The following is a 23598-nucleotide window of genomic DNA, read 5'->3' on the forward strand; positions in this document are numbered from 1 at the left end:
TCCGGATATTTCCCATTCAATTCAATATAACAAACCGTCTCGCTTCGCCACCGCGAAGTCCGAAAAAACACGCAATCGGTGCAAATTTCTGACGCCGTTGCAGAGACGCTACACCTTTGCGGCGAAAGCTGGGCATGACAACCAGGGGAAAGCCGCGCGAGGGCTCGGTCCCCGGCCTGTCACAGCTTGGCTTCAGCCTCTCTCGCACCGGCTCGGTGGCGGCCCAGGCCCGCTCGCGTCGGATGCTGCAGCGCATCAACATCCAGAGCGTGTAATGGCGTGAGGACGTCACTCCAGACGCCACACACCGCCCGTCCAGCCCCGGAATCGTCAGCGCAGCGAGGCCGCCGCGCCGCTGCGGCCGGCGAATCGCTCGCTGCCCGATCCGGTCACTTGCGACCAGGCCAGCTCGAACTGGCGGATGACCGCACCGTCACGATGATAGAGGTCGTTGAGGTAGCGCACCTCCCCATCGGCATCGCCGACAACCGTCCAGTAATTGATGTGGACCGGGATCCGGTCATCGAGCCAGACCACTGTCGGCGTATTGCCCGCGGCCACCCGCTCGATCTCGTCACCATCCCAGCCCTCCTGCCGGCTCAACACCCACTCGGCCAGCACCAGCGGATCGCGCACCCGGACACAGGCCGCCGAGAAATCGCGCCGCGTCTCGGAGAAACGGTCTCGTTCGGTGGTGTCGTGGATGTAGACGTTGTGGCTGTTTGGGAAGATGAACTTCACCTCCCCCATGGGATTGCTGCTGCCGGGCGGTTGCGACATGCGATAGGGCCAGTCCCGCCCCCAACGGCTCCAGTCGATCTCGTAAACGGAAATCTGCTGGCCCTGGGCGTCATAGATCCGGAAGCCGAGCTGGGCAGCCAGGCCGGGATTGCGCCGGAAGGACTGGAACCGGGTGCGGGCCAGCCCACCCGGAATGCCCCACCAGGGATTAAGGACAACATACTGCATGTCCTCGGAAAACTCCGGAGTCGAACTGACCTGGCGCCCGATCATGACCTCATGTCGCCGCGCCACCTGCCCGTCTTCCCAGGCCTCGAGGGTGAAATCCGCCAGATTGACCCGGATATGACGCTGCCCCGGATCGCGGGACTGCCAGCGGCGCTGCTCGAGATTGACCCGCAACTGGGCCAACCTCTGGCGCGGCGTGATATTGAGGTGGCGCAGGGTCGCCTGGTCCATCTGACCCGAGGGCGACAGATTGGCCCGCCCCTGATACCGCCGGACCGCCGTCTCGAGCCGCACGTCAAAGGCATCTCCTGCCTGCCAGGTTTCGCGATAGAGGCCGACAGCGGCCAGACGGGCCCGGAGCTGGTCGACCCGCTCGCCCTGGTCGCCAATCGCCAGCGACGGCCCGGGGTCGATCCCCGGCCAGATCGGCTGCAAAGCCATCAGGCGCAACATTTCGGCGCGCAGGATCTGATACCCGCCGATATCGGGCGCCAGCGCGTTCAGCGCCTCACCGACCCGGTCCGAGGCCAGGGCCCGGTTCAGCGCCGCGCCCAGCTCGGCCCGCTCGGTCTCATCGAGCACATTGAGTTCGTGCGTCTCGGCATCGGTCAGTCCGTAGCGCAGCCAGCCGCCGAAACGGAAAAACGCCTCGGTCGCCAATCCGGCGCGTCGCTCAAGCGGCACGGTCCGGTCGAGCAGGAGCCCGGCGGTATCATCAAGACTGGGCAGGCCGTGGCTGGGCGCGTCGAACAGGGTGATCGCGAGCTGCTCGATAGCTGTTTCGCTCCACCCGGCCTGGCTGCGGGCGCGAACAGACATACTCGCCGGCGCCGGCGTCGCGGCGACCTCGCGCGCATCATCACCCGCCGCCTCCAGGCGGCCGGCCGCACTCAGCCAGAGCAGTGTCAGAAAGCCTAAAACCCGAAACACGAACGGCCCCTCCCAGAACCTTTCGCGCAGGTTAACGATATTCGTCCATCGCCGAAAGCCGAATCGGCTCCGGCCTGTCAGCCCGGCCGGAAGGCACCAACCGGCTCAGTGCTCGAGCTGTTCCTCGGCATCATCGGCCATCAGCTCGCCGAGCGAGACAACCCGCGACCGGGCGCGTTCCATATAGGCCTCGTTATCGAACAGGTCTGTATCGGCATCCCAGACCTCGAACAATTGCTGCAGGCTTTCTTCATCATGCGCGGCGAAAGCCTTGATCTTGCGTTCCGCCTGTTCCGATGACCGGCCCAGAAACTCCAGCGCCTGGCGGCCGACTTCGAGCGAGGAGCCGAACAGCTCGCGAACCGCACTGTCGGCACCGGCGGCGCGCAGGCGGTAGACATGTTCCCGGCTGGCAGCGCGCGCGATGACGCGAACCTGCGGATAGCGTTGCTTGACGTGCCGCACGAGTTCGATGGCGCGGTCCTGGTTGTCGGTGGCGACAATCAGCAGGCGGGCATGGCTGATCCCGGCTGCCTCGAGCAGGCCCGGACGCAGGGCATCGCCGTAATAGACCCGGATGCCGAATTTGCGCAGGCTCTCGATATGCGCCGGTGAATTATCCAGCACGACCGGCCGCTGGCCGTCCATCACCAGCAGACGCTGGACGATCTGCCCGAAGCGCCCCATGCCGGCGATGATGACCGGCGCCTCTTCCTCGATCTGGTCCGCCTCACGCGGCGCGCCCCGGCTGCGGGTGACATGCGGCGAGACCCATCTCTCGAACACGATCATGATCAGCGGTGTGGCCATCATGCTCAGCGCCACCACCAGGCCGGTGATATTGGCGACATGGTCGGGCAGGACGCGCACGCCGACGGCATAGGTCAGCAGCACGAAGCCGAACTCGCCGCTTTGCGCCAGGGAGAAGGTGAACAGCCAGCGCGCATGGCCATGGATCCGGAAGGCGACCGCGAGGCCCCACAGGATCACGCCCTTCACCAGGATCAGCGCCAGCAGCAGGCCAAGGATCAGGACCGGTTCCTGTGCCAGCAGCCTGAACTGCATCCCGGCCCCGACCGTAATAAAGAAGACGCCCAGCAACAGGCCCTTGAAGGGTTCGAGCACGCTGACCAGCTCGTGGCGGTATTCGCTGTCGGCCAGAACCACCCCGGCCAGAAAGGTTCCCAGCGCCGCCGAGAGCCCGACCCAGCCCATCAGCAAAGAGATCGAAATCACCAGCAGTAGCGCGGCGGCGAAGAAGATTTCGTGCAGGCCCGTACGGCCGATGGCGCGAAATGCCGGCCGGGTGAGATAGCGCCCGACGAGGATGACCAGGGCGACGGCCGCGAGTGTGACCAGGGCCTGCCCCCAGGCCGGCAAATGCTGGATCAGGTTCTCGGCGCCGACCGGCGCCTCGCCGCCGGCCTCGAGCGCCAGGCTGCCCGCCACCGGCACTTCCCCCGTCCCCGTGCTCAACGCCAGCAAGGGCATCAGGGCCAGCATGGGAATGACGGCCACGTCCTGGAACAACAGGACCGAGAAGGCCGATTGCCCGCCCTCGCTCCGCAGCCAGCCCTTTTCACCCAGCGTCTGCAACACGATCGCCGTCGAGGAGAGCGACAGGATCAGGCCGAGCGCGACCGCGACGCGCCAGTCCATGCCGACCGCGAGACCGCCGCCCAGCGCCAGCGCCGTCACCACGACCTGCAGACCGCCCAGCCCGAGCAGGCGCACCCGCATGTCCCAGAGCAGGCGTGGCTGCAATTCCAGACCGACCAGGAACAGCATGATGACGACACCGAATTCAGCGAAATGCTGCACGTCTTCGGTGTGCGAGCCGACCATGTCCAGCAGCGGCGCGATCGCGATCCCGGCCAGCAGATAGCCCAACACGGAGCCGAGCCCGAGCCGATGCGCAATCAGCACAGCAATGACGCCGGCCCCGAGATAGATGGCCGCCTGCAGCAGAAATGTCTCCATGTCCGTTACAATGCACGCCCGGCAGCAAAACCTCAATCGCGGACGGGCGTGAAATCCTGATAAAAATCACATTTTTGCCAGCCTTTTCGATGCCGGACGCTCCATGTTTTCCCACCGCCCCCTCCATCCCGCTGACAGCCGCCGGGATCGATGCTAGTCCTTGGCCCGAATTTGTCTGAGCGGGGAAAATCTCATGCATGTATCGACCAAGATCGGCCTGGCCCTGGTGCTGGCCGCGAGCCTTGCGGCTTGCAGCGAACCATCCACATCCGGGCCGGCGACCGACGCGCCCGAAACCAGCGCGGCCGAGGCCACGCATTTCACGGTCCTGGTCGGCGGCACCGAGATCGGCGCCCTCGACATCACCCCGTCCGACAGCGGCTATGGTGTCGAGTTCGAATACCGCAATAACGGCCGCGGCCCGACGATTTCCGAAACCGTGACACTCAATGCCGCCGGCTTGCCGACCAGCTGGACGATCGACGGTGCCTCGACCTTTGGCAATCCGATCGCCGAGAGCTTCGAGTTCGAAGATGACCAGGCCAGCTGGAGCGATGCCACCGGCAGCGATGAAGCCGTGATCGAGGGCGAGGCCTTCTACGTCCCCCAGGATGGCAGCCCCTACTGGCTGGCCATCGCCGCGCGCGCCCTGATGGACAGCGCGGACGGCACCGTCAATGCCATTCCCGGCGGTGCGCTGCACCTCAACGAGATCGAACAGCTCAGCGTCTCCGACGGCACACATGAGCGGACGGTCACCAGCTACGCCCTCACCGGCACCAGCCTGGATCCGACCTATATCCTGATGCATGACCGCGCCTTCTTCGGCCTGATCACGCCCGGCTTCGCGATCCTGGAATCCGGGTTTGAAGCCGAGGACGAGCGCCTGCGCGGCATCGCCGCCGCCTATGGCGCCGCACGTCTCGAGAACATCCAGACGCGCACGGCCCATGATTACGGCGCCCCGGTCCGTATCCGCAATGTCCGCGTCTTCGACCCGGCCAGCCAGGCGCTCGGCGCACCGGTCTCGGTCGTGATCCAGGGGGACCGCATCGCCGCGATCGATGCCCTTGATGTCGCCACCCGCGCCGGCGAGGTCGAGATCGACGGTGCCGGCGGCTCCCTCCTGCCCGGCATGTTCGAAATGCATGGCCATATGGGCGAGGCTGACGCCATCCTCAACATCGCCGCCGGCGTCACCAGTGTGCGCGATATGGGCAATAATAACGAGGTTCTCGGCGCGCTGATCGATCGCATCGAGTCCGGAGAACTGGCCGGCCCACGCGTCTTCCGCAGCGGCTTCATCGAGGGGCAAAGCCCGTTCAGTGCCAATATGGGCATCGTCGTCGACAGCCAGGAAGCCGCCCTCGCAGCCGTCGATACCTATGCCGATGCCGGCGATTTCATCCAGATCAAGATCTACAACTCGATGAATCCCGACTGGGTGCCCGCCATGGTCGAACGCGCCCATGAGCGCGGCTTGCGCGTGACCGGCCATGTGCCCGCCTTCTCCAATGCCGACACCATGATCGCGGCCGGTTATGACGAGATGACCCATATCAACCAGGTCATGCTCGGCTGGGTGCTCGAGGAGGGCGAGGACACGCGCGAGCTGTTGCGCCTGACCGCCCTGCGCCGCCTGCCGGCCCTGGATCTGCACAGTGAGCCGGTCCAGAACACGATTAATGCCATGGCCGCGCGCGGCGTCGCGATCGATCCGACACTGGCGATCCATGAAGCCCTGCTGCTGTCGCGCAATGGCGAACTCACCCCCGGCGCTGTCGATTATATCGACCACATGCCGGTCGAGAGCCAGCGCAGCGCCCGCAGCGCCTGGGCCGATATCGCCAATGCCGAGGATGACGCCAATTATCGCGGCGCCTTCGACCAGATCCTCACCACCATCACGATGATGCGCGAAGCCGGTATCTTCCTGGTTCCGGGCACGGATCTGGGTGGTTCCTTCACCTATCACCGCGAGCTGGAACTGTATCAGCGCACCGGCATGACAGCCCCGGAAATCCTCGCCTGGGCCAGCCAGGGCATGGCTTCCTATCTCGGCGTCGATGACGAGCTGGGCACCATCGCGCCGGGCATGCTGGCCGATTTCTACCTCGTCCCCGGCGATCCGACCCAGGACCTGCGCGAGATCAAGACCATCTCCATGGTCGCCGCCAACGGGGTGATCTATTACCCCAGCGAGATCTATCCGGAATTCGGCATCCGTCCCTTTACCGAAGCGCCGAATGTAATCGCGGCGCAGTAACCGGGCCCCGGGGCTCACGCTGTCTGCCTTGCCGTCGCCGTGAGCCCGGGTGCGGTGCCCCTGCACGAAAATCTCCACGCGGCCTGCCGCTGGAGGTTTGAGGGGGCCTCCCGGGATGGGAGGTGTGCGGGACGCCGGCGAATGCCGGTTAGCGCAATAAATAGTTGAGACATTCGAGACGTCCCGCACGTGGAGATTTACTCAGGCCCCTCACGGGTCCTGCCTCGAAATGACCGTGGAAGATTGGTCGAGCCCTAATGCCTCACTTCCCCGATCATGGCCCCACCGGAACTCGGGCTGTCACGCCTCCGTGCGGATGGGCTCCACGCTCCCGATCGCCGCAAGTGACTGAGCTCACGCCTCCCGTGTGATCGGAACGGAGGGATTATGCGCCAGGGTTCTGGGGGTGGGGATAACATCAGCAATTTATCGTCATCCCGACGAAAGTCAGGACCGCGATATTGCAGGCTCCGCACTTGTCACGTCTGGGTCCTGACTTGCGTCAGGATGACGTGGGCTAGTTGTCAAACGTGGGGGATAAGCGGGAGCGCAATCGCGCCAGCCTTCACCCGCCCTGCCCCGCCAGCGCCCGTACGGTCTGGCGCGCATAGCCCGTCAGCGTCACCAGGGTCAGCGCCGCCGCCAGTACAATCAGCGTTTCGGCAATCGGGGCGAGTTCGATCTGTGTGCCCGGAACCTGGTCCAGCGGCATCATCGCCAGGCCCAGGCCGGCAAAGCTGAGCACGATCTTGGGGTATTCGAAGCGCGACGAGACCAGCGCCGGGCGGGTGGCCAGCGCCTCGCCAAAGGATGCCACGACATTGCAGCGTGCGACCAGGATGACGGCGGCGCAGGCGGCGGCCAGTCCGAGATCGCCATGCACCAGCAGACCGGCAACAGCCGCCAGTGTGAGCAGGCGGTCGGCGACAAGATCGAGCATGGCACCCAGCGGCGAGCTTTCGCCGAGCCCGCGGGCCAGCTTGCCATCGACGACATCGAGCAGACCCGACCCGAGATAGAGCGCCAGCGCGATCCATCCCGGACCGCCCATCGCGAGCAGGATGAAGAGCGGCAGCACCAGGCTCATCCGGAACAGGGTGACGGCATTGGAAATCATCGGAGTCTCCGTTTGAAATCGGGTCGGGACGCGCTCACAGCCAGCGCAGGGGCGGCGCATCCTTGCGCAGGGTTTCGATCGTCGTCTTGAGCTGATCCATGAAGGCGGCGCGATTGCCGGACCAGGTGAAGGGGGCGCCGATAATGGCGCTGCAATTGAAGGGTACGAGAATGCGCGCACCGCGCGGCAGGACCCGCCCGGCCCCCTGCAGATAGACCGGCGTGATCGGGGCGTGCGGGAATTCCTCGGCGAGGCGGGCGATGCCGGCCTTGAAATCCCCCATCTCCTCGGCCTTGCCGCGCGTGCCCTCCGGGAAGATCAGCAATATCTCGCCGCGCGCCAGCGCCGCCTTGCAGCCGGCCAGGACATCGCTGCGGCCGGCACCGGTGCGCGTGATGGGCAGAATGCCGACGACGCGCTGATAGAACCAGCTGGAGAATGGCGTCTTGAGGAAATGATCCGCCGCCGCGACCGGCCGGATTTTCGCCAGGCTGGCGGAGGGGAAGAGGCAGATCAGCAGCAGGGTGTCGATATGGCTGTTGTGATTGGCGGCGATCATCGCCGGTCCGGTGACGGGGAGATTGTCGCGCCCGCGGACATCGAGCCCGATGATCAGCCAGGCGAAGGGCTTCACGAGCAGGACCAGGATCAGTCGGCGCACCAGCTGCAGCATCTAGAAGCGCTCCAGTGCGAAGATCGCCAGCATGTGGAAATACCAGGGCGCGGTGAACATCAGACTGTCGAGCCGGTCGAGCACGCCGCCATGGCCGGGCAGGAAGAGGCTGGTATCCTTGACGCCGAGGTCGCGCTTGATCGCCGACATGGTGATATCGCCGAAAAATCCGAGCACCGGCAAAACCGTGCCGATCAGCACGCTCGGCCAGAAGGCCAGCGGCGTGAAGAAGGGCGCCAGCACGATGAAGACAATCGCCGTCGTCGCGAAGCCGCCGATCGCGCCTTCCCAGGTCTTGTTGGGGCTGACGGTGGGGATGATCTTGTGACGGCCGAAGGCCTTGCCCCAGACATATTGGGCGACATCATTGAACTGGGTGATGAAGATCAGGAAGAAGACCAGCCCGGCCGCGCCCGCCTGCGGCACCTCCGCCGCCGGTGTGCGCATCAGGAAGGCGACATGGCCGAGATTGTAGACGCAGACAATCACGCCCCAATGCATCACCCCGATCGTCGCCAGAAAGCCGTCAGTGCGGCCGAGCAGGGTCATCATCACCGCCGTGGCAACGAAGACATAGATCGGCACGATCACCAGGAAATAGGCGTAATTGTCGATCCAGATCGCCCAATAGCTGATCAGGACCGAGGCATAGACGACCAGCACCACCAGCCGGTCCTCGCGCCGCGTCGGCGCCAGGGTGAGGAATTCGCGCAGGGCAACGAAGCTTACGAAGGCGAAGACAATGGTGAAGGCCTGCCAGCCGGCCAGAAGGGCGCCGCCGATCACGCCGCAAATCAGCCACCAGCTGCGCATGCGCGGCCCCAGATCGCTCCAGCGGCCCGGCTGCACCCGCGGCAGGATGATCGCCGCGAGACTGCCGGCGAGCAACAGCACCAGCAGACCGGCAAAGCCGGCGCCGAGCGGAGCGGGAAGCTGGGTGAGCGGGTTCAAACCGCCCCGCCATCATGGCGGCGGGCGGGCTCGGACCTGCCTGCGAGTTTCAATCTGCACGCCAAGACCGGATTCCCCATTGCCCATGCAACCCTAGCGGTAAATCGGCTTCACGCAACAGGGTTCAGGCGGATGCGCGGCGCCCCCTATCCGGGGCAGCGCACCAGCGTCCAGACATATTCGCGGTCATCGCCGGACCATTGCTCAAGCTGGCCATCGACAATCGCGAGATTGTATTCGACCGTTTGCTTGTCGCCCTCGACACTGCAATGGCCGGAGATGTGCCATTGCGCCGGCCCGGTCTCGCTGACGCTGTCGAAATCGCAATGGGCCTCGTGCTGGTCATAGCCATCGGCGCGCAGGATCATCGGCGGTTGTTCGTATTCCTGCCCGACAGCGCATTGTGCCAGATCAACGCCCCAGGTGCCGACATAGGCGGGCTCGGCCGCCTGCGAATTGTCCATGTCGACCGCAGGCGCGGTGGCTTGGTCGGCCGCGGGCGCGGCGGCTTGCGTGATATCCGCCACAGTGTCGGCGGACATTGCGGTCTCAGCGACCGTGGCAGCGTCAGCGCCGTCTTCGCCGCCACATGAGACGAGCAGTGCCGCAGCGAGCAAAAGGCCGCTTGCCGGCAGACTCTTTGCGATCCGGATATGACTGGTCATGGCATTCCCCCATTTGCCTGAAAAACCTCAATCTTCCGACGAGATTGGGCGAGAGCGGCCGATTGTTCAAGCGGGGACGGGCTCCAGAGAGAAAATTGCAGCTCAAGCCGCAATAATGATGTTTCATATATCATCATTGATATGTATGATCATTCCTCGAACCGGAAAATGCGATCATGATCACCTCGGCCCAGATGCGCGCGGCACGCGCCCTGCTCGGAATCGACCAGAAAACCCTGGCGGCGAAAGCCGGCGTCTCGGTGCCAACCATCCAGCGCATGGAGGCCAGCGATGGCAATGTGCGCGGCGTGGTCGGCTCACTGGTACGTGTGGTCGAGGCCCTTGAAGGCCTCGGCGTCGAGCTGATCGCCGAACAGGCCCCAAGCCAGGGCACCGGGCGCGGCGTGCGCCTGAAAGCGCCGCCCGACATTCCGGCCGATGAAGGTTCGACAACAGACTGATTTGAATTTCGCGACGGCGACCGCCGACTGATGCCGACGATCCCGCCCCTCTTGAAGGCAGGTGGACATGACCAAGACGACCAAGAAGCAGACCCGGGAAACCACGCCGCAGGAGCCGCCCGTCCTGGGCGAACTCTTCCTGCCCAAGCTGATCACCGTATTGCGCGAGGGCTATACGCTGGCGCATTTGCGCAGCGATGCCGTAGCCGGCCTCACCGTGGCGATCGTCGCCCTGCCGCTTTCGATGGCGATCGCCATTGCCGCCGGCGCCTCTCCGGCCCAGGGCATTATCACGGCGATTGTCGGTGGCTTCTTCGTCTCCCTGCTCGGTGGCAGCCGCTTCCAGATCGGCGGTCCGGCCGGCGCCTTCATCGTGTTGATGGCAACGACCGCGCAAACCTTCGGCATGGACGGGCTGATCCTGGCGACGCTGATGTCCGGCGCGATCCTGATGGCGATCGGCTTCTTCAAGCTCGGCACCTATATCAAATTCATCCCCTACCCGGTCACGGTCGGCTTCACGGCGGGCATCGCCGTCATCATTTTCGCGAGCCAGGTCAAGGAATTGCTCGGCCTGCAGCTCGCCGAGCCCGAACCCGGCCCGTTGCTGGAAAAACTCCCGGTGCTGTGGAATGCCCTGCCAACAACGGATGCGCTGACCATCGCGGTTTCGGCGGCGACGGTGCTGGTCATCCTCGGCATCCGCCATTTCAGGCCGCACTGGCCGGGCATGCTGATTGCCGTCGCACTGGCGGCCGGCGCGACCGCCGCCTTCAACCTGCCGCTGGAGACCATCGGCTCGCGCTTTGGCGGCATCCCCTCCAGCCTGCCCTGGCCTGCCCTGCCCGACATGTCGGGGCCGCGCCTGATGGCCTTGCTCCCGAGCGCGATTGCCTTTGCCCTGCTGGGCTCGATTGAATCCCTGCTCTCGGCCGTCGTCGCCGATGGCATGACCGGGCGGCATCACCGCTCCAACAGCGAGCTGGTCGCCCAGGGCGTTGCCAATATCGGCTCGGCGCTGTTTGGCGGTATCTGCGTCACCGGCACGATTGCGCGCACCGCGACCAATGTCCGCGCCGGGGCCCACGGGCCCGTTGCCGGCATGATGCATGCGGGTTTCCTGCTGCTCTTCATCCTGATCGCGGCGCCGCTCGCCAGCTTCATCCCGCTCGCCTGCCTGGCCGGTGTCCTGGCGCTGGTAGCCTGGAACATGGTGGAGAAACACGCCTTCATGATCCTGCTGCGGGCCTCGCGCGCCGATGCGCTGATCCTGCTGGCGACCTTCGGCCTGACGATCTTCCGCGACCTGACCGAAGCCATCATTGTCGGCTTCGCCATCGGCTCGGTCGTCTTCATCCACCGCATGTCGCAAACAACCGCGATCGAGAGCCTGACGCCCTTTGTCGATGAAGACCAGCCCGACCGGGTCACAGCCCCGGCTGATGCCAAGGCCGGCCCGACCGAGCAGGATGCGGATATCCTCGTCTACCGCATCAGCGGGGCCTTCTTCTTCGGCGCGGCGGCCTCGATCGGCTCGGTGCTGGAGCGTATTGCCGATACCCACCGCGTGCTGATCATCGACTTTGCCGCCGTGCCCTTTGTCGACTCCACCGCCGCCCACATGATCGAGGGTCTGGCCCACCGGGCCGGCCATCGCGGTCTGCCGGTGATCATTTCCGGCGCCTCCAAGGCAGTGAAGCAGGCGCTGGTTGCCCACGAGGTGGCGCCGCCGCTGGCCAGCTATGAGCCGGAGCTGGCGCAAGCGATGGTCGCGGCGCGGAGCTGGATCGACGCGCATCATGAATAAGCTCCTGCCGGTCTGGCGCGCCTTCAATCTGCGCTGTCCGGCCTGCGGCAAGGGCAAGCTCTACCGCCGCTACCTCAAACCGGTCGAGGTCTGCGCGTGCTGCGGCGAGCCGATCGGCCTGATCCGCGCCGAGGATGGTCCCGCCGCCTGGACCATTCTCGGTCTCGGTCCATTCCTGGTCCCGATTGCCTTCATGGTCTCGATGAGCGGCGCGCCGATCTGGCTGACCCTGCCACTGATGCTGCTCGGCGCAATCGGGATCGTGCTGGTGGCGCTGCCACGGGTGAAGGGCGTGTTTATAGCGGTATTGTGGAATATGGGCCGACGCTGACCCGGCGCGAAAATCCCGCTTGACGGCCGATCATATTTCTATAATCGTTGAAATATGGAAACTTCACTCGCCGTCCTTCGTCTCTCTGCCCTGGCCCAGGCCAATCGCCTGTCGGTGTTTCGCCTGCTCGTCAGGGCCGGCCAGTCCGGCCTCGCGGCCGGCGAGATCGCGCGCCAGCTCGACATCGCCCCCAATACGCTCTCGGCCCAGCTGACTGTCCTGGCCAATGCCGGTCTGGTCGACAGCCGGCGCGAGGGCCGCTCGATCATCTACACCGCCGCCTTCGAACAGATGGGCGATCTGCTCGTCTATCTGGTCGAGGATTGCTGCCAGGGCGATGCCGGCGTCTGCACGCCGGTGATGGATGCGGCCCAGCGCATCGCCTGCTCACCCTCATCCAAAGGAGCCTGCTCATGAAACGCCTGCACATCCACGTCGCCGTCGACGACCTGCCCGGCTCGATCAATTTCTATTCGACCCTGTTCGCCAGCGCGCCAACCGTCGAGAAATCCGACTATGCCAAATGGATGCTTGAGGATCCGCGCGTCAATTTCGCCATCAGCGCCCGCGGCGCCAAGACCGGGATCGAACATCTCGGCATCCAGGCCGAAGATGGCGAGGAACTGGCCGAGGTCTATCAACGTCTCGCCAGCGCTGATGCCGCCGTGCTCGAAGAGGGCGAGACGACCTGCTGCTACGCCAAATCCGAAAAGAGCTGGGTGCATGACCCCAGCGGCATCGCCTGGGAGGTCTTCCACACCACCGGCGAGTCCGTGAATTATGGGGGCGCTGCTGCCGCCACAGACCTGCCACCCTCCGCCCGGGCCGGCACCGAGCCGCAGGCCTGCTGCACCCCGACCGTCAAGCGCGACGGCGCCTGCTGCTGATGGGCACGTTCGAACGCTATCTCTCCGCCTGGGTCGCGCTGGCGATCGGGGTGGGGATCGGTCTCGGCCAGCTCATGCCGGGCCTGCTGGGCGCCCTGGCAGGGCTGGAAGTCGCGCACGTCAATCTGCCCGTCGCCCTGCTGATCTGGGCCATGGTCTGGCCGATGATGATCGGCATTGATCTGGCCAGTGTGAAACAGGTCGGCAAACAGCCCAAGGGCCTGGTCATCACCCTGGTGGTCAACTGGCTGATCAAGCCCTTCACCATGGCTGCGCTGGGCGTGCTCTTCTTCAAGCATGTCTTCGCCGGCCTGATCCCGCCGGCCGATGCGCAGGGCTATCTCGCCGGCCTGATCCTGCTCGGCGCCGCGCCCTGTACCGCCATGGTCTTCGTCTGGTCCCAGCTCACGCGCGGCGATGCCGCCTATACGCTGGTCCAGGTCAGCGTCAATGACGCCATTATGGTCTTCGCCTTCGCACCCATCGTCGCGCTTCTGCTCGGCGTCACCGATATCGCCGTGCCGTGGGAGACCCTGCTGATCTCGGTCGGCCTCTATGTCGTCATCCCGCTGATCGCCGGCATGCTGACGCGGCGAGTCCTGATCCGCCGCGGCGGTCCGGCAGCCGTGACCGCCTTCACCGACCGCATCAAACCGGTCTCGGTCATCGCCCTGCTGGCGACGGTCGTGCTGCTGTTCGGCTTCCAGGGGCAGGTCATCCTCGCGCGGCCGCTGATCATCGCCCTGATCGCGGTGCCGATCATCCTGCAATCCTACGCCATTTTCGCGCTGGCCTATGGTGCCGCCTGGGCCTGGAAACTGCCCCATGCCGTGGCCGCCCCCTGTGCGATGATCTCGACCTCCAACTTCTTCGAGCTCGCCGTCGCCGTCTCGATCAGCCTGTTCGGACTTAATTCCGGCGCGGCGCTGGCCACCGTGGTCGGTGTGCTGGTCGAAGTTCCGGTGATGCTGTCCCTGGTCGCCATCGCCAATGCGACCCGTGGCCGTTTTCCGGGAGCAACATCGTGATCCTCATCCACCACAATCCGGCCTGCGCCACCTCGCGCAATGTGCTGCACACGATCGAGGCCGCGGGCTATGCGCCCGTGGTGATCAACTATCTCGAACAGGGTTGGACACGGCCGCAATTGCTCGGCCTGTTCGCCGCCGCCGGTCTGACCCCGCGCACCGCCCTGCGCGAGACCAAATCGCCCGCCGCCGAGCTTGGTCTGCTCGAGGCCGGCGTCAGTGATGAGCGCATACTCGACGCCATGCTGGAGCACCCGGTACTGGTGAACCGGCCCATCGTCTGCTCGCCCAAAGGCGTAGCGCTCTGCCGCCCCAGCGAAACCGTGCTCGACCTGCTCGAGCAATGGCCTGAAGGGCCGTTCGCCAAGGAGGATGGCGAGATCATCATCGATGCCGCCGGTCAGCGTGTAGAACGCGCCGGCCAGACGGGCTGATCGGCGTCGCTCTGGCAGATTTTGCTGGTCAGCCCGCGGCAATTACAGGAACACTGACCGGCAATGCCGAATCCTCGGCGACCGGAGTTCCAAGTGGTCGTTTCACGCCCGCACAGCGCGCCCGCTTTCCGCCTCTCCCTGCCGGAGGAGGCCGCGACCATTCCGCTGGTGCTGGATTCGCCGCATAGCGGCACGGCGCTGCCACCCGGCTTCGAGACACTGGCGACACGTGAGCAGCAACTCACCGCCTGGGACGCCTTCATTCCCGATCTCTGGAGCGGTGCGGTCGCAGCCGGCGCCAGCCTGGTCGAAGCGAATTTCGCCCGCATCGTGATCGACCCCAATCGCGCGGTCGATGACATCGATCCGGATATGGTCGACGGGGCATGGCCGGCCCCCTGGGGCAAACTGGCACCGACCCGCTACAGCGCGCGCGGCATGGGGCTGATCCGCAAGCTGATCCTGCCGGGCCTGCCCATGTATGCCGGCCCGCTCAACCCGCAGGAAATCCACCAGCGGATCGACAAGCTCTACACCCCCTATCACTGCGCCCTCGCCAACCGGCTCGATGCTCTGCACGCCCGTTTCGGCGCGGTCTGGCATATCGATTGTCACTCGATGAAATCGCAGGCCAATGCGATGAATATCGATCTCGGTCAGGCACGTCCCGACATGGTGCTCGGCGATCTCGACGGAAGCAGCGCCGCCCCGGAATTCACCGATCTGGTCGAGCGCGAATTGCGCGCCTGCGGCTATTCGGTGGCGCGCAACCAGCCCTATAAGGGCGGCGATATCGTGCGGCGCCATGGCGATCCGGCGCGCGGGCGCCACAGCCTGCAGATCGAGATCAATCGCGCCCTCTATCTCGACGAGGCCCGCTTCGAGCCCTCGCCCGGCTTTGACAAACTCCAACGCAATCTCACCCGCGTCGCCCAGGCGATCGCCACTGATCTGCGCGCGCGGATCCAGCCAGGACAGATTCGATGACAAGCACCGCCAAACCGGCCCGCCCGATGAATCCCGTCGTCATCCTGCTGGGCATCCTGTTGCTGGCGACCCTGATGACCTGGCTGGTCAGCTCGGGCAGCTATGAGCGCGCCGGACGGCTGATCGTGCCTGACAGCTATGCGCCGATGGACAAGGACTGGTCGCTGGCCGGGGTTTTCGTTCCCGTTGATGCCCGCGAGGGCATGGCCACGCCGGTCAGCCTGACCGAAACCCTGCGTGCGATTCCCGAAGGCCTGCAGCGCGCCGCCAATCTCATCTTCATGGTGCTGATCATTGGCGGACTGTTCGGCATTCTCGACCGCGCCGGCGTGGTGGAGAACGGCATCAACCGGCTGCTCCATGCCGTGAAAGGCAATGTCATGGTGCTGGTCGCAGCCCTGATGACGATCTTCTCGGCCGGCAGTGCCTTTCTCGGTCTCGCCTCGGAATATCTGATCGTCATCCCGGTGATGACAGCGCTGGCCATGCGCATCGGCCTCTCGCCCATCATCGGCTTCGCCATCGTCACCATCGCGGTCAAGGTCGGCTATCTCGCCTCGGTCACCAATCCGATCCCCCTGACCATCGCCCAGCCGCTGGTCGGGGTGCCGATCTTTTCCGGTGCCGGCTTGCGCCTCGCCTTCTATGCCGTCTTCCTCGCCGCCGGGATCGGCTTTCTGCTCTACCGCGTGCGCGGCATGACCAATGGCCAGGCCATCACCGTCAGCGATCATCCTGTCCCCGACATGAGCTGGCGCGAAGGCACCATGCTGGCCATCCTGGTCGCCGGGATCGGCATTATCCTCACCGGATCGACCCGCTGGGAATGGTCGCATCACGAGCTTTCAGCCTGCTATATCGCCATGAGCCTCGGGCTGGCCGTCGCCAGTGGCCTGTCGCCCAATGACAGCGCCGACGCCTTCATCTCCGGCATGAAGAAGGTTCTGCTTGCCAGCGCCCTGATCGGCGTCGCCATGGCCGTCACAGTGGTGCTGGAGGATGGCCGCATCCTCGACACCATCGTCCATGCCCTCAATGGCGCTGTCGGCGAGCATGGCTCCTATGTCACCGCGCTCTCGATGTTCGGCTCGCAGCTCCTGCTCGACTTCCTGATCCCCTCGACCTCAGGCCAGGCGGCCGTCACCATGCCGATCCTGGCGCCGCTGGCGCAATTGGCCGATGTCGGACCGCAAACCACCGTCATCGCCTTCCTGTTCGGCAATGGCATCACCAATATGCTGACCCCGACCTCGGGCACATTGCTCGCCTATCTCGCCGCCGGCCGCATTGACTGGCTCGACTGGGCGAAATTCATCGCCCCGCTCTGGGCCGGCTTTATCGTGATCGCCGGCCTGCTGCTCGCGATCGCGGTCTGGCTGGGCGCCTGAGACCGGTGGCGGGCGCTGGCCTGCCCCGCCATTCCCGTTATATTTGACCGCAAATCCGCCGCGTCAGGAGTTATCATGTCTGCCAGAACGATCCTCACCAGCCTTACCGCCCTCGCCCTGCTGGGCGGCTGTGCCAGCACCGGCTGGATGGCACCCCAGGCGGCACCGGTCGAGATGGCGGAGCCAGCCGATGACGGCATCGTCGCCGGCCTGCTGGCCGACAGCCGGGTCCAGACGGCTTTTGGCGAGATCGAGGCGATGCGCACGCTCAATAATGAGCGCCTGGTCGAACTGACGGAAATCCCCGCCCCGCCCTTCGCCGAACAGGCGCGCGGTGCTGACATGGCGGCACGGATGCGGGCCCTTGGCCTGACCGATGTGACCATCGACGCGGTCGGCAATGTCATCGCCCGCCGTCCCGGCACGGCCGGCAGCGAGGCGCGCAGCATCGCCATTGTCGCCCATCTCGACACCGTCTTCCCGGAGGGCACAGACGTCACCGTGCACCGCGAGGGCGATCTGTTTACGGCACCGGGCATTGGCGATAATTCGCGCGGGCTTGTGGTCCTGCTCAGCCTGATCGACGCCATGCAACGCGCCGGGATCGAAACCCGCGATGACCTCGTCTTCATCGCCTCGGTCGGCGAGGAAGGTCTGGGTGATCTGCGCGGCGTGCGTCATCTCTATGAGAATGACGCCTCCCCCTTTGCCAGCTTCATAGCGATTGATGGCGGCGATGCCGCGCGCCTGGTCGTCACCGCCGTTGGCTCGATCCGCTACCGGGTCACCTTCCGGGGCCCCGGCGGCCATTCCTACGGGCATTTCGGCCGCGCCCAGCCGCACCAGGCCCTGGCCGAAGCGATCCTGCGTTTCACCGAAGCCGCGACACCGATCACCCTGGACGGCACCAAGGCGACCTTCTCCTTCGGCCGTGTCGGCGGCGGCACCTCGGTCAATTCCATTCCCTTCGAGAGCTGGATGGAAGTCGATATGCGCTCGGCCAATCCGGAAAAGCTCGACGCCCTGCACCGGGCCTTCCTCAGCTCGGTCGATGCGGCACTGGAAGCGGCCAATGCGCGCCGCCGTCTGGGTGACGCCCTGACGGTGGATCTCGATCCCGTCGGCTCGCGGCCACCGGGCGAAGGTGATCTGGGCGCCCCCATCGTGCTGCACGCGATGGCGGCCATCCGGGCCATGGGCGAGGAGCCGGAACTGACCGCCTCCTCCACCGACGCCAATATCCCGATCTCACGCGGCATCCCGTCGGTGACGATGAGCCGCGGCGGCATCTCCCGCAATGCCCACGCGCCCAATGAAAGCTGGCAGGATGAAAACTCGCACGAGGCGATCCAGATGGCGCTGCTGGTCGCGCTGGCCGAGGCGGGACTGGTGAGCGGCGAGTAGCACCGCGGCAGCACCGGGGCGGCCGTCAAGCAGGGCAGCCCCTTCCGTTGAGTGTGCTCTTTTGCCTGCGGGAGGGGGCGCTCCGCCCGGCTTGAATTCTGATTGACAGGCGCACTGCGTTAATTCATTTTTGATTGATCAATATACCGATTTCGTTATCGGCTAATCATTTTTGGATATGCGATGACGCGCGACTTCGACTGGTCCCACCTGCAAACCTTTCTCTCTGTCGCCGAGCACGGCACCCTGTCCGGCGCAGCACGCGCCTCGGGCGGCAGCCAGCCGACCATGGGCCGGCATATCGCGGCGCTGGAAGAACAGCTCGGCGTGCGTCTGTTCGACCGCGCCGCGCACGGTCTGACGCTGACACCCACCGGCGCGGATCTCGTCGAACATGCCCGCTCCATGGCCAACGCCGCCAACCAGCTATCGCTGACCGCCAGCGGCCGCAGCGAGCGCATCGGCGGCACCATCCGGATCACGGCCAGCGAGATCGTATCGACCTATACCCTGCCCGCCATCCTGACCGCGCTTCACCGGGCCGAACCGGAAATCGAGATCGAGCTTGTGTCATCCGATCGCAGCGAAAACCTGCTGCAGCGCGAGGCCGATATCGCGATCCGCATGTACCGTCCGACCCAGGCTGACGTGTTCACGAAAAAGGTGGGTGATCTGCAACTCGCCATGTTCGCGGCGCATGACTATATCGCCCGACGCGGTGCACCGACGACACTGGAGGAATTCCGCAATCACGAAGTGATCGGCTATGACCGCAGCGAAATAATGCTGCGCGGCTTCGCCGAAGCCGGCCTCCAGGTCGACCGGCATTTCTTCGGCTTCCGGTGCGACAGCCAGGTCGTGGGCTGGCAAATGGTCATCGCCGGCTTCGGGATCGGCTTCAATCAGCTTGAAATCGGGCTCGCAGAACCGGCCGTGCAACGAATCGTAACCGATACGCCCATGCCCGCCCTGCCGATCTGGCTTACCGCACATTCCGAACTCAAGACCAGCCGCCGGGTCAGGCGCGTGTTTGATTTCCTCGCCGAAGCGCTGAAGACGCACTGAAGACGGCGCGAACACCGTCCGTCACCGCCCGGCCGGCAAGCAGGGGCTCGCCGGTGCGGCAATGGTCTGAATGTCTGAAGAGGAATGGTGAGCCCGCCGGGGCTCGAACCCGGGACCTACTGATTAAAAGTCAGTTGCTCTACCAGCTGAGCTACAGGCTCCTCATTTGAGGAGGGCCCTACCTATAGGGATGATTTCTGCCGGTCAATCGCGCCTTGCCTATGGATTTCAGCAATTGCGATACGGTTTTGCCATAATTGGCGGTAATATCGAATCCATGAGTGGAAAGATCAGTCTCCTGACATGCGTGCTGGCGGCGTTAGCGGTCAGTGCATGCTCCTCGACCCGGCAAGGCGCCGGGGTTTTTGCGCGCGACCAGACCAGCGTTGCTGTGGAAGATGCGATCGGATTGCCGCGCGATCGGCCCGGTCCGATCATGGTCGATGAGGGTGATGATACCGTGCCGACGCCCTATGGCGGCGAAGGCTCGCCGCGGCGCTGCTCGACGGTGGCCCGCGACATCGCGCGTCTGACCGTTGTACTCGGCCCCGATATCGAAGAGGTGGAACGCCGCGACGCCGAGGCCGAGGCGGAACATGACCACGAAGGCTGGATCGGCCAGGGCGCGCATTTCGCGTCCCAGGCCCCGGAGCTCGCCTCTGACGGCGCGCGCAGCCTGTATCACTCCACCATTGTCGGTCTCAATCCGGCGCGCCCGGTCATTCGCTTCATCGGCGGCGCGGGACGTATCGAAGACGATGCCCGCGAACGCCGCGACATGGCCCAGCGCCGCCGCGCCTATCTGCGAGGCATCTATGACGGTTTCGGCTGTCCGCCGGCACAGATGCGGCGCGCGTTCGAGACTTACGGTCTGGTGGAAGAGGCGGAGTAAGGCTCCGCCCCCGGCTGCTTCCAGAACAGCCGCGTATCGCAAGGCGCGCCATCGGGCATCAGGGCAAAGCCGGGAATGACACCAACAGGTGTCCAGCCGGCACGATGGTAGAGCCGGTCAGCCGGTGTACCCGGCACCGTGTCGAGGACGAGCAGGCTCTTGCCGGCCTCGACGGCCGCCGCTTCGACCGCGGCCAGCAAGCTCGCACCCAGGCCTTGCCGCCGGGCGCTGGAATGCACCAGCATCTTGGAGACATCGCCGCGATGCGGCTGGTTGTCGGGCTGGGCGAGCACCAGCTGGACCGAGCCGATGACGCGGCCGCCCGGCCCGTCTGTCGCTGCGAGCAGGATGCGCTCGCCGCCCTCGACGCTGGCGATGATGCCCTGCCAGAACTCAATCGCCCGCTGACGCGAGAGCGGCGCCATGAAACCGACCGAAGCGCCGCCTTCGACGATATCGATGAGCAGGTCACAGAACTCGTCCAGCCGGGCGGTGACCTCCGATGCCGACACTTTTCGAACGATGTGTGGTGGTGGCATGCTCGCGTCTCTTTCTCTCGCCGAGCCGAGCCTATCGCTCTGGCACTTGAAAAACACGCCCGCTCGGGCCCGATGCGACAATCGGCGCAATTCGATCCGACTCGCTCAATGGGGTGGCGATCAACTCGTCCGGGCAGGCGACAGCAGCCCAGGCCATGTCCACCCGATAGTGAGCACCCGGCACGAGAGTCTCCGAGTGAAGCGCCGGGAAATGTTCGCCTGGCAACAGCCGGATCGTCCTGTTGGGACGGGCAGATTCGGTGAGCACGATGAAGGATGGTCCGCCCAGAACAGTACCGGTCCGCAAAGGCATCGCATCCGCAATTTCAGGGTCGGCAGAACGCATCATCCGCGCGGCCCGGCTACGTTCATTCACCGCCGGCAGCGTCACGCACAGGGCCTCGGAAGACTGATTCACGAGCTCAAGCTTGGCACCGATAAGCGGCTCGCCAGTCTCGAAATGGACCGCACGCTCGAATCGCACCGTCTCGACCACGGGCGGCCCGTCCGGAAGGCTCTGGCAAGCGGCCGAAGCGCCTGCAAACAGCAGACTAATCGCTCGAAACTTCATCCTTGCGCCGCTGCCCCTCATCCCATTTCGCCCGAAACTCCCTGCGGAAAGCCTCATACTCGCCCGCCGCGATGGCGGCGCGGATGCGGGCCATCAAATGCTCGAAGTAAGCGATGTTATGCCAACTCATCAGCATGGCCGAGAGGTATTCGCCGGATTTGAACAGGTGATTGAGATAGGCCTTGGAATAGTCGCGGCTGGCGGGGCAATCGATTTCCGGTGCCAGCGGCGTGTCATCCTCGATGAATTCGGCACGCTTGATATTGATCGGGCCATAATCCGACCAGGCCTGGCCATGACGGCCGGAGCGGGTGGGCAGGACGCAATCAAACATGTCGACCCCGCGCGCCACCGCCTCGACCAGATCGATCGGCTTGCCGACACCCATCAGATAGCGCGGGCGTTCCACCGGCAGATGCGGCGTGGTGAAATCGAGCACTTCGCACATCTGCTCGAAGCCCTCACCGACGGCGAGGCCGCCGATTGCATAACCGTCAAAGCCGATTTCCTTGAGCCCTTCAGCTGATTGGCGGCGCAGATCTTCAAACACCGAGCCTTGAACAATGCCAAACAGGACCTGATCATCGCGGGTGCCGAACGCATCTTTCGAACGTTGGCCCCAGCGCAGGGAGAGTTCCAGCGAGGCCTTGGCCTCGGCGGGCGTGCAGCCGAAGGCGGTGCATTCATCGAGCTGCATCGAGATATCGGCGCCGAGCAGATCGGCCTGGATTTCGATGGAGCGTTCCGGCGTGAGATGATGTTTCGAGCCATCGATATGGCTTTGAAAGGTCACGCCCTCTTCGGTCATCTTGCGCAATTTGGACAGCGACCAGACCTGGAAGCCACCGCTATCGGTCAGGATCGGGCCTTTCCAGGTCGAGAATTTGTGCAGTCCGCCCAGGCGTTTGACCCGTTCGGCACCGGGGCGGAGCATGAGGTGATAGGTATTGCCCAGAATGATGTCGGCGCCGGTATCCCTGACCTGGTCCATATAGAGCGCCTTGACGGTGCCCGCCGTGCCGACCGGCATGAAGGCCGGGGTGCGGATATCGCCGCGCGGGGTTTTCAGCGTGCCGGTTCGGGCCTTGCCGTCTGTGGCGTGGATCTCATAGGAAAAGACGCTCATCGGGCGCGCTCCAACAGGCTGGTATCCCCGTAGGAATAGAAGCGATAGCCATCCGCAATCGCATGGGCATAGGCGCGCTGCATGGTCTCCAGCCCGGACAGGGCACTGACCAGCATGAAGAGCGTCGAGCGTGGCAGGTGGAAATTGGTCAAGAGCGCGTCGGTGATGCGGAAATCATAGCCCGGCGTGATGAAGATCTCGGTGTCGCGGCTGCCCGCTTCGATCCGGCCGACTTCCGGCGCCAGGCTCTCCAGGGTGCGCAGCGCCGTGGTGCCGACAGCGATGACGCGGCGGCCCTCGGCCTTCGCCCGATTGATCGCATCGGCGGCGTCCTGCGAGACGGTGCACCACTCGCCATGCATGAGATGATCATCGGTATCATCCGCCTTGACCGGCAGGAAGGTGCCCGCTCCGACATGCAGCGTCACATCACAGCGCTCGACGCCGCGCGCCGCCAGGGCCTCGAACAGGCGCGGTGTGAAATGCAGGCCGGCGGTCGGCGCGGCGACGCTGCCTTCCTCGCGGGCAAACAGGGTCTGGTAGTCCTCGACATCGGCGGCATCGACCTCACGCTTGCGCGCGATATAGGGCGGCAAGGGCGGCACGCCGGTGGCGGCAATGGCTTCATCGAGCGCGGCGCCCGAGCGGTCAAAGGCGAGAAGCGTGTCGCCACCTTCAGCCTTTTCAATCACTTCGGCGGAGAAGCTGCCAAACTCGATGCGGTCGCCAATCTTGAGCCGCTTGGCCGGGCGCACAAAGGCGCGCCAGCGATCAGCTGCGATGCGCTTGTGCAGATTGATCTCGGCACTCACCGCCCCGCCGCCACCGATCTCGCGCGCGGCGCGGGTGCCGGTCAGGGCTGCCGGGATGACCTTGGTGTCGTTGAACACCAGCAGATCGCCGGCCCGCAGCAGGTCGGGCAGGTCGAGCACCGTGCGGTCGGCGAGGGCGCCGGCGGCATCGACATGCAGCAGCCGGGCACTATCACGCGGCCGTGCCGGGCGCAGGGCAATGCTGGCCTCGGGGAGGTCGAAATCGAAATCATCTACTCGCATGGCGAGGGTCTAGAGCATTTTCAGCCAAAGTGGGAACCGGTTTTGCTGAAAACGCGGCCCCCGGATTATTCG

At 65.0% G+C, this 23598-nt stretch carries 24 protein-coding genes and 1 tRNA gene; 14 read left to right on the forward strand and 11 right to left on the reverse strand.

Annotated elements, in window-relative coordinates; translation table 11 throughout:
• Window positions 1–134 precede the first annotated feature (134 nt).
• The gene (locus tag ACN0YF_RS07425) at window positions 135–275 is read left to right on the forward strand and encodes a hypothetical protein (RefSeq protein WP_417493890.1); all 141 of its coding nucleotides are present in this window, start codon (window positions 135–137) and stop codon (window positions 273–275) included.
• A 55-nt stretch (window positions 276–330) separates the two neighbouring features.
• On the opposite strand, the gene ACN0YF_RS07430 is transcribed toward ACN0YF_RS07425, so the two are convergent.
• Together ACN0YF_RS07430 and ACN0YF_RS07435 are read right to left on the reverse strand one after the other, a co-directional pair.
• Entirely contained in the window at window positions 331–1899 is a 1569-nt protein-coding gene (locus ACN0YF_RS07430; RefSeq protein ID WP_417493891.1) for a L,D-transpeptidase family protein, read from the reverse strand.
• A gap of 105 nt (window positions 1900–2004) precedes the next feature.
• On the reverse strand, window positions 2005–3879 hold the full coding sequence (locus ACN0YF_RS07435; RefSeq protein WP_417493892.1) for a cation:proton antiporter: 1875 nt from the start codon (window positions 3877–3879) through the stop codon (window positions 2005–2007).
• A 193-nt stretch (window positions 3880–4072) separates the two neighbouring features.
• On the opposite strand from ACN0YF_RS07435, the gene ACN0YF_RS07440 reads away from it, so the two are divergent.
• Window positions 4073–6145, forward strand: coding sequence for an amidohydrolase family protein (locus ACN0YF_RS07440; RefSeq protein WP_417493893.1), 2073 nt, complete (start codon window positions 4073–4075; stop codon window positions 6143–6145).
• Between the two features lie 565 nt (window positions 6146–6710).
• On the opposite strand, the gene ACN0YF_RS07445 is transcribed toward ACN0YF_RS07440, so the two are convergent.
• The 4 genes from ACN0YF_RS07445 to ACN0YF_RS07460 form a co-directional block, all read right to left on the reverse strand.
• Window positions 6711–7262 (reverse strand): CDP-alcohol phosphatidyltransferase family protein, encoded by a 552-nt coding sequence (locus ACN0YF_RS07445; protein ID WP_417493894.1) that lies wholly within the window; start codon window positions 7260–7262, stop codon window positions 6711–6713.
• A gap of 34 nt (window positions 7263–7296) precedes the next feature.
• Complete coding sequence (locus ACN0YF_RS07450; protein WP_417482498.1) at window positions 7297–7935, reverse strand: lysophospholipid acyltransferase family protein; 639 nt, start codon at window positions 7933–7935, stop codon at window positions 7297–7299.
• Window positions 7936–8886 carry a phosphatidate cytidylyltransferase gene (locus tag ACN0YF_RS07455; protein WP_417493895.1) on the reverse strand — a complete coding sequence of 317 codons (951 nt, stop codon included), beginning with the start codon at window positions 8884–8886 and terminating at the stop codon, window positions 7936–7938. It abuts the gene before it with no gap.
• A 146-nt stretch (window positions 8887–9032) separates the two neighbouring features.
• Window positions 9033–9551: a hypothetical protein gene (locus ACN0YF_RS07460; RefSeq protein WP_417482500.1), complete on the reverse strand. Its 519-nt coding sequence runs from the start codon at window positions 9549–9551 to the stop codon at window positions 9033–9035.
• Between the two features lie 176 nt (window positions 9552–9727).
• Between ACN0YF_RS07460 and ACN0YF_RS07465 the strand changes: the two genes are divergently transcribed.
• The 11 genes from ACN0YF_RS07465 to ACN0YF_RS07515 all read left to right on the forward strand — a co-directional run bounded on the left by ACN0YF_RS07465 (window position 9728) and on the right by ACN0YF_RS07515 (window position 19343).
• A complete protein-coding gene (locus ACN0YF_RS07465) occupies window positions 9728–10012 on the forward strand; it encodes a helix-turn-helix domain-containing protein (protein ID WP_417482501.1) in 285 nt (94 codons plus the stop codon).
• Between the two features lie 67 nt (window positions 10013–10079).
• The gene (locus tag ACN0YF_RS07470; RefSeq protein WP_417493896.1) at window positions 10080–11819 is read left to right on the forward strand and encodes a SulP family inorganic anion transporter; all 1740 of its coding nucleotides are present in this window, start codon (window positions 10080–10082) and stop codon (window positions 11817–11819) included.
• The gene (locus ACN0YF_RS07475; RefSeq protein WP_417482503.1) at window positions 11812–12150 is read left to right on the forward strand and encodes a DUF983 domain-containing protein; all 339 of its coding nucleotides are present in this window, start codon (window positions 11812–11814) and stop codon (window positions 12148–12150) included. The genes ACN0YF_RS07470 and ACN0YF_RS07475 overlap by 8 nt, the downstream gene beginning before the upstream one ends.
• A 54-nt stretch (window positions 12151–12204) precedes the next feature.
• A complete protein-coding gene (locus ACN0YF_RS07480) occupies window positions 12205–12567 on the forward strand; it encodes an ArsR/SmtB family transcription factor (protein ID WP_417482504.1) in 363 nt (120 codons plus the stop codon).
• Window positions 12564–13037 (forward strand): ArsI/CadI family heavy metal resistance metalloenzyme, encoded by a 474-nt coding sequence (locus tag ACN0YF_RS07485; protein ID WP_417493897.1) that lies wholly within the window; start codon window positions 12564–12566, stop codon window positions 13035–13037. Before ACN0YF_RS07480 ends, ACN0YF_RS07485 begins: the two co-directional genes overlap by 4 nt.
• Window positions 13037–14065, forward strand: coding sequence for an ACR3 family arsenite efflux transporter (arsB, locus tag ACN0YF_RS07490; RefSeq protein WP_417493898.1), 1029 nt, complete (start codon window positions 13037–13039; stop codon window positions 14063–14065). The genes ACN0YF_RS07485 and arsB overlap by 1 nt, the downstream gene beginning before the upstream one ends.
• Window positions 14062–14499: an arsenate reductase family protein gene (locus tag ACN0YF_RS07495; RefSeq protein ID WP_417493899.1), complete on the forward strand. Its 438-nt coding sequence runs from the start codon at window positions 14062–14064 to the stop codon at window positions 14497–14499. Before arsB ends, ACN0YF_RS07495 begins: the two co-directional genes overlap by 4 nt.
• Window positions 14500–14592: 93 nt before the next feature.
• A complete protein-coding gene (locus ACN0YF_RS07500; protein ID WP_417493900.1) occupies window positions 14593–15486 on the forward strand; it encodes an N-formylglutamate amidohydrolase in 894 nt (297 codons plus the stop codon).
• Window positions 15483–16874, forward strand: coding sequence for a YfcC family protein (locus tag ACN0YF_RS07505; RefSeq protein WP_417493901.1), 1392 nt, complete (start codon window positions 15483–15485; stop codon window positions 16872–16874). The genes ACN0YF_RS07500 and ACN0YF_RS07505 overlap by 4 nt, the downstream gene beginning before the upstream one ends.
• A gap of 75 nt (window positions 16875–16949) precedes the next feature.
• Window positions 16950–18278 (forward strand): M20/M25/M40 family metallo-hydrolase, encoded by a 1329-nt coding sequence (locus ACN0YF_RS07510; RefSeq protein WP_417493902.1) that lies wholly within the window; start codon window positions 16950–16952, stop codon window positions 18276–18278.
• A 183-nt stretch (window positions 18279–18461) separates the two neighbouring features.
• The gene (locus tag ACN0YF_RS07515; protein WP_417482511.1) at window positions 18462–19343 is read left to right on the forward strand and encodes a LysR family transcriptional regulator; all 882 of its coding nucleotides are present in this window, start codon (window positions 18462–18464) and stop codon (window positions 19341–19343) included.
• 85 nt (window positions 19344–19428) lie between these two features.
• Here the strand turns inward: ACN0YF_RS07515 and ACN0YF_RS07520 are convergent.
• Window positions 19429–19504 (reverse strand) — tRNA-Lys (locus tag ACN0YF_RS07520).
• Window positions 19505–19620: 116 nt separating this feature from the next.
• Here ACN0YF_RS07520 and ACN0YF_RS07525 point away from each other — a divergent pair.
• Window positions 19621–20235 carry a hypothetical protein gene (locus ACN0YF_RS07525; RefSeq protein WP_417482512.1) on the forward strand — a complete coding sequence of 205 codons (615 nt, stop codon included), beginning with the start codon at window positions 19621–19623 and terminating at the stop codon, window positions 20233–20235.
• On the opposite strand, the gene ACN0YF_RS07530 is transcribed toward ACN0YF_RS07525, so the two are convergent.
• Genes ACN0YF_RS07530 through queA form a run of 4 tightly spaced genes read right to left on the reverse strand, consistent with a single transcriptional unit; the run spans window position 20208 to window position 23526 of the window.
• Window positions 20208–20774: a GNAT family N-acetyltransferase gene (locus ACN0YF_RS07530; RefSeq protein ID WP_417493903.1), complete on the reverse strand. Its 567-nt coding sequence runs from the start codon at window positions 20772–20774 to the stop codon at window positions 20208–20210. The genes ACN0YF_RS07525 and ACN0YF_RS07530 overlap by 28 nt on opposite strands.
• A gap of 31 nt (window positions 20775–20805) precedes the next feature.
• Window positions 20806–21345: a hypothetical protein gene (locus ACN0YF_RS07535; RefSeq protein ID WP_417493904.1), complete on the reverse strand. Its 540-nt coding sequence runs from the start codon at window positions 21343–21345 to the stop codon at window positions 20806–20808.
• Window positions 21326–22471, reverse strand: a complete 1146-nt coding sequence (gene tgt / locus ACN0YF_RS07540) for a tRNA guanosine(34) transglycosylase Tgt (RefSeq protein ID WP_417493905.1) — start codon at window positions 22469–22471, stop codon at window positions 21326–21328. The genes ACN0YF_RS07535 and tgt overlap by 20 nt, the downstream gene beginning before the upstream one ends.
• The gene (gene queA / locus ACN0YF_RS07545; RefSeq protein ID WP_417493906.1) at window positions 22468–23526 is read right to left on the reverse strand and encodes a tRNA preQ1(34) S-adenosylmethionine ribosyltransferase-isomerase QueA; all 1059 of its coding nucleotides are present in this window, start codon (window positions 23524–23526) and stop codon (window positions 22468–22470) included. The genes tgt and queA overlap by 4 nt, the downstream gene beginning before the upstream one ends.
• Window positions 23527–23598: the final 72 nt, after the last annotated feature.

The sequence above is a fragment of the Maricaulis sp. genome (genome assembly GCF_048270265.1).
GTDB lineage: Bacteria > Pseudomonadota > Alphaproteobacteria > Caulobacterales > Maricaulaceae > Maricaulis.

Excerpts from the sequence above, each read along its gene's own strand:
- ACN0YF_RS07425 (WP_417493890.1), top strand. The coding sequence starts at position 135 with ATGACAACCAGGGGAAAGCCGCGCGAGGGCTCGGTCCCCGGCCTGTCA.
- ACN0YF_RS07435 (WP_417493892.1), bottom strand. The coding sequence starts at position 3,879 with ATGGAGACATTTCTGCTGCAGGCGGCCATCTATCTCGGGGCCGGCGTC.
- ACN0YF_RS07440 (WP_417493893.1), top strand. The coding sequence starts at position 4,073 with ATGCATGTATCGACCAAGATCGGCCTGGCCCTGGTGCTGGCCGCGAGC.
- ACN0YF_RS07445 (WP_417493894.1), bottom strand. The coding sequence starts at position 7,262 with ATGATTTCCAATGCCGTCACCCTGTTCCGGATGAGCCTGGTGCTGCCG.
- ACN0YF_RS07450 (WP_417482498.1), bottom strand. The coding sequence starts at position 7,935 with ATGCTGCAGCTGGTGCGCCGACTGATCCTGGTCCTGCTCGTGAAGCCC.
- ACN0YF_RS07460 (WP_417482500.1), bottom strand. The coding sequence starts at position 9,551 with ATGACCAGTCATATCCGGATCGCAAAGAGTCTGCCGGCAAGCGGCCTT.
- ACN0YF_RS07465 (WP_417482501.1), top strand. The coding sequence starts at position 9,728 with ATGATCACCTCGGCCCAGATGCGCGCGGCACGCGCCCTGCTCGGAATC.
- ACN0YF_RS07470 (WP_417493896.1), top strand. The coding sequence starts at position 10,080 with ATGACCAAGACGACCAAGAAGCAGACCCGGGAAACCACGCCGCAGGAG.
- ACN0YF_RS07475 (WP_417482503.1), top strand. The coding sequence starts at position 11,812 with ATGAATAAGCTCCTGCCGGTCTGGCGCGCCTTCAATCTGCGCTGTCCG.
- ACN0YF_RS07480 (WP_417482504.1), top strand. The coding sequence starts at position 12,205 with ATGGAAACTTCACTCGCCGTCCTTCGTCTCTCTGCCCTGGCCCAGGCC.
- ACN0YF_RS07485 (WP_417493897.1), top strand. The coding sequence starts at position 12,564 with ATGAAACGCCTGCACATCCACGTCGCCGTCGACGACCTGCCCGGCTCG.
- arsB (WP_417493898.1), top strand. The coding sequence starts at position 13,037 with ATGGGCACGTTCGAACGCTATCTCTCCGCCTGGGTCGCGCTGGCGATC.
- ACN0YF_RS07505 (WP_417493901.1), top strand. The coding sequence starts at position 15,483 with ATGACAAGCACCGCCAAACCGGCCCGCCCGATGAATCCCGTCGTCATC.
- ACN0YF_RS07510 (WP_417493902.1), top strand. The coding sequence starts at position 16,950 with ATGTCTGCCAGAACGATCCTCACCAGCCTTACCGCCCTCGCCCTGCTG.
- ACN0YF_RS07515 (WP_417482511.1), top strand. The coding sequence starts at position 18,462 with ATGACGCGCGACTTCGACTGGTCCCACCTGCAAACCTTTCTCTCTGTC.
- ACN0YF_RS07525 (WP_417482512.1), top strand. The coding sequence starts at position 19,621 with ATGAGTGGAAAGATCAGTCTCCTGACATGCGTGCTGGCGGCGTTAGCG.
- ACN0YF_RS07530 (WP_417493903.1), bottom strand. The coding sequence starts at position 20,774 with ATGCCACCACCACACATCGTTCGAAAAGTGTCGGCATCGGAGGTCACC.
- ACN0YF_RS07535 (WP_417493904.1), bottom strand. The coding sequence starts at position 21,345 with ATGAAGTTTCGAGCGATTAGTCTGCTGTTTGCAGGCGCTTCGGCCGCT.
- tgt (WP_417493905.1), bottom strand. The coding sequence starts at position 22,471 with ATGAGCGTCTTTTCCTATGAGATCCACGCCACAGACGGCAAGGCCCGA.
- queA (WP_417493906.1), bottom strand. The coding sequence starts at position 23,526 with ATGCGAGTAGATGATTTCGATTTCGACCTCCCCGAGGCCAGCATTGCC.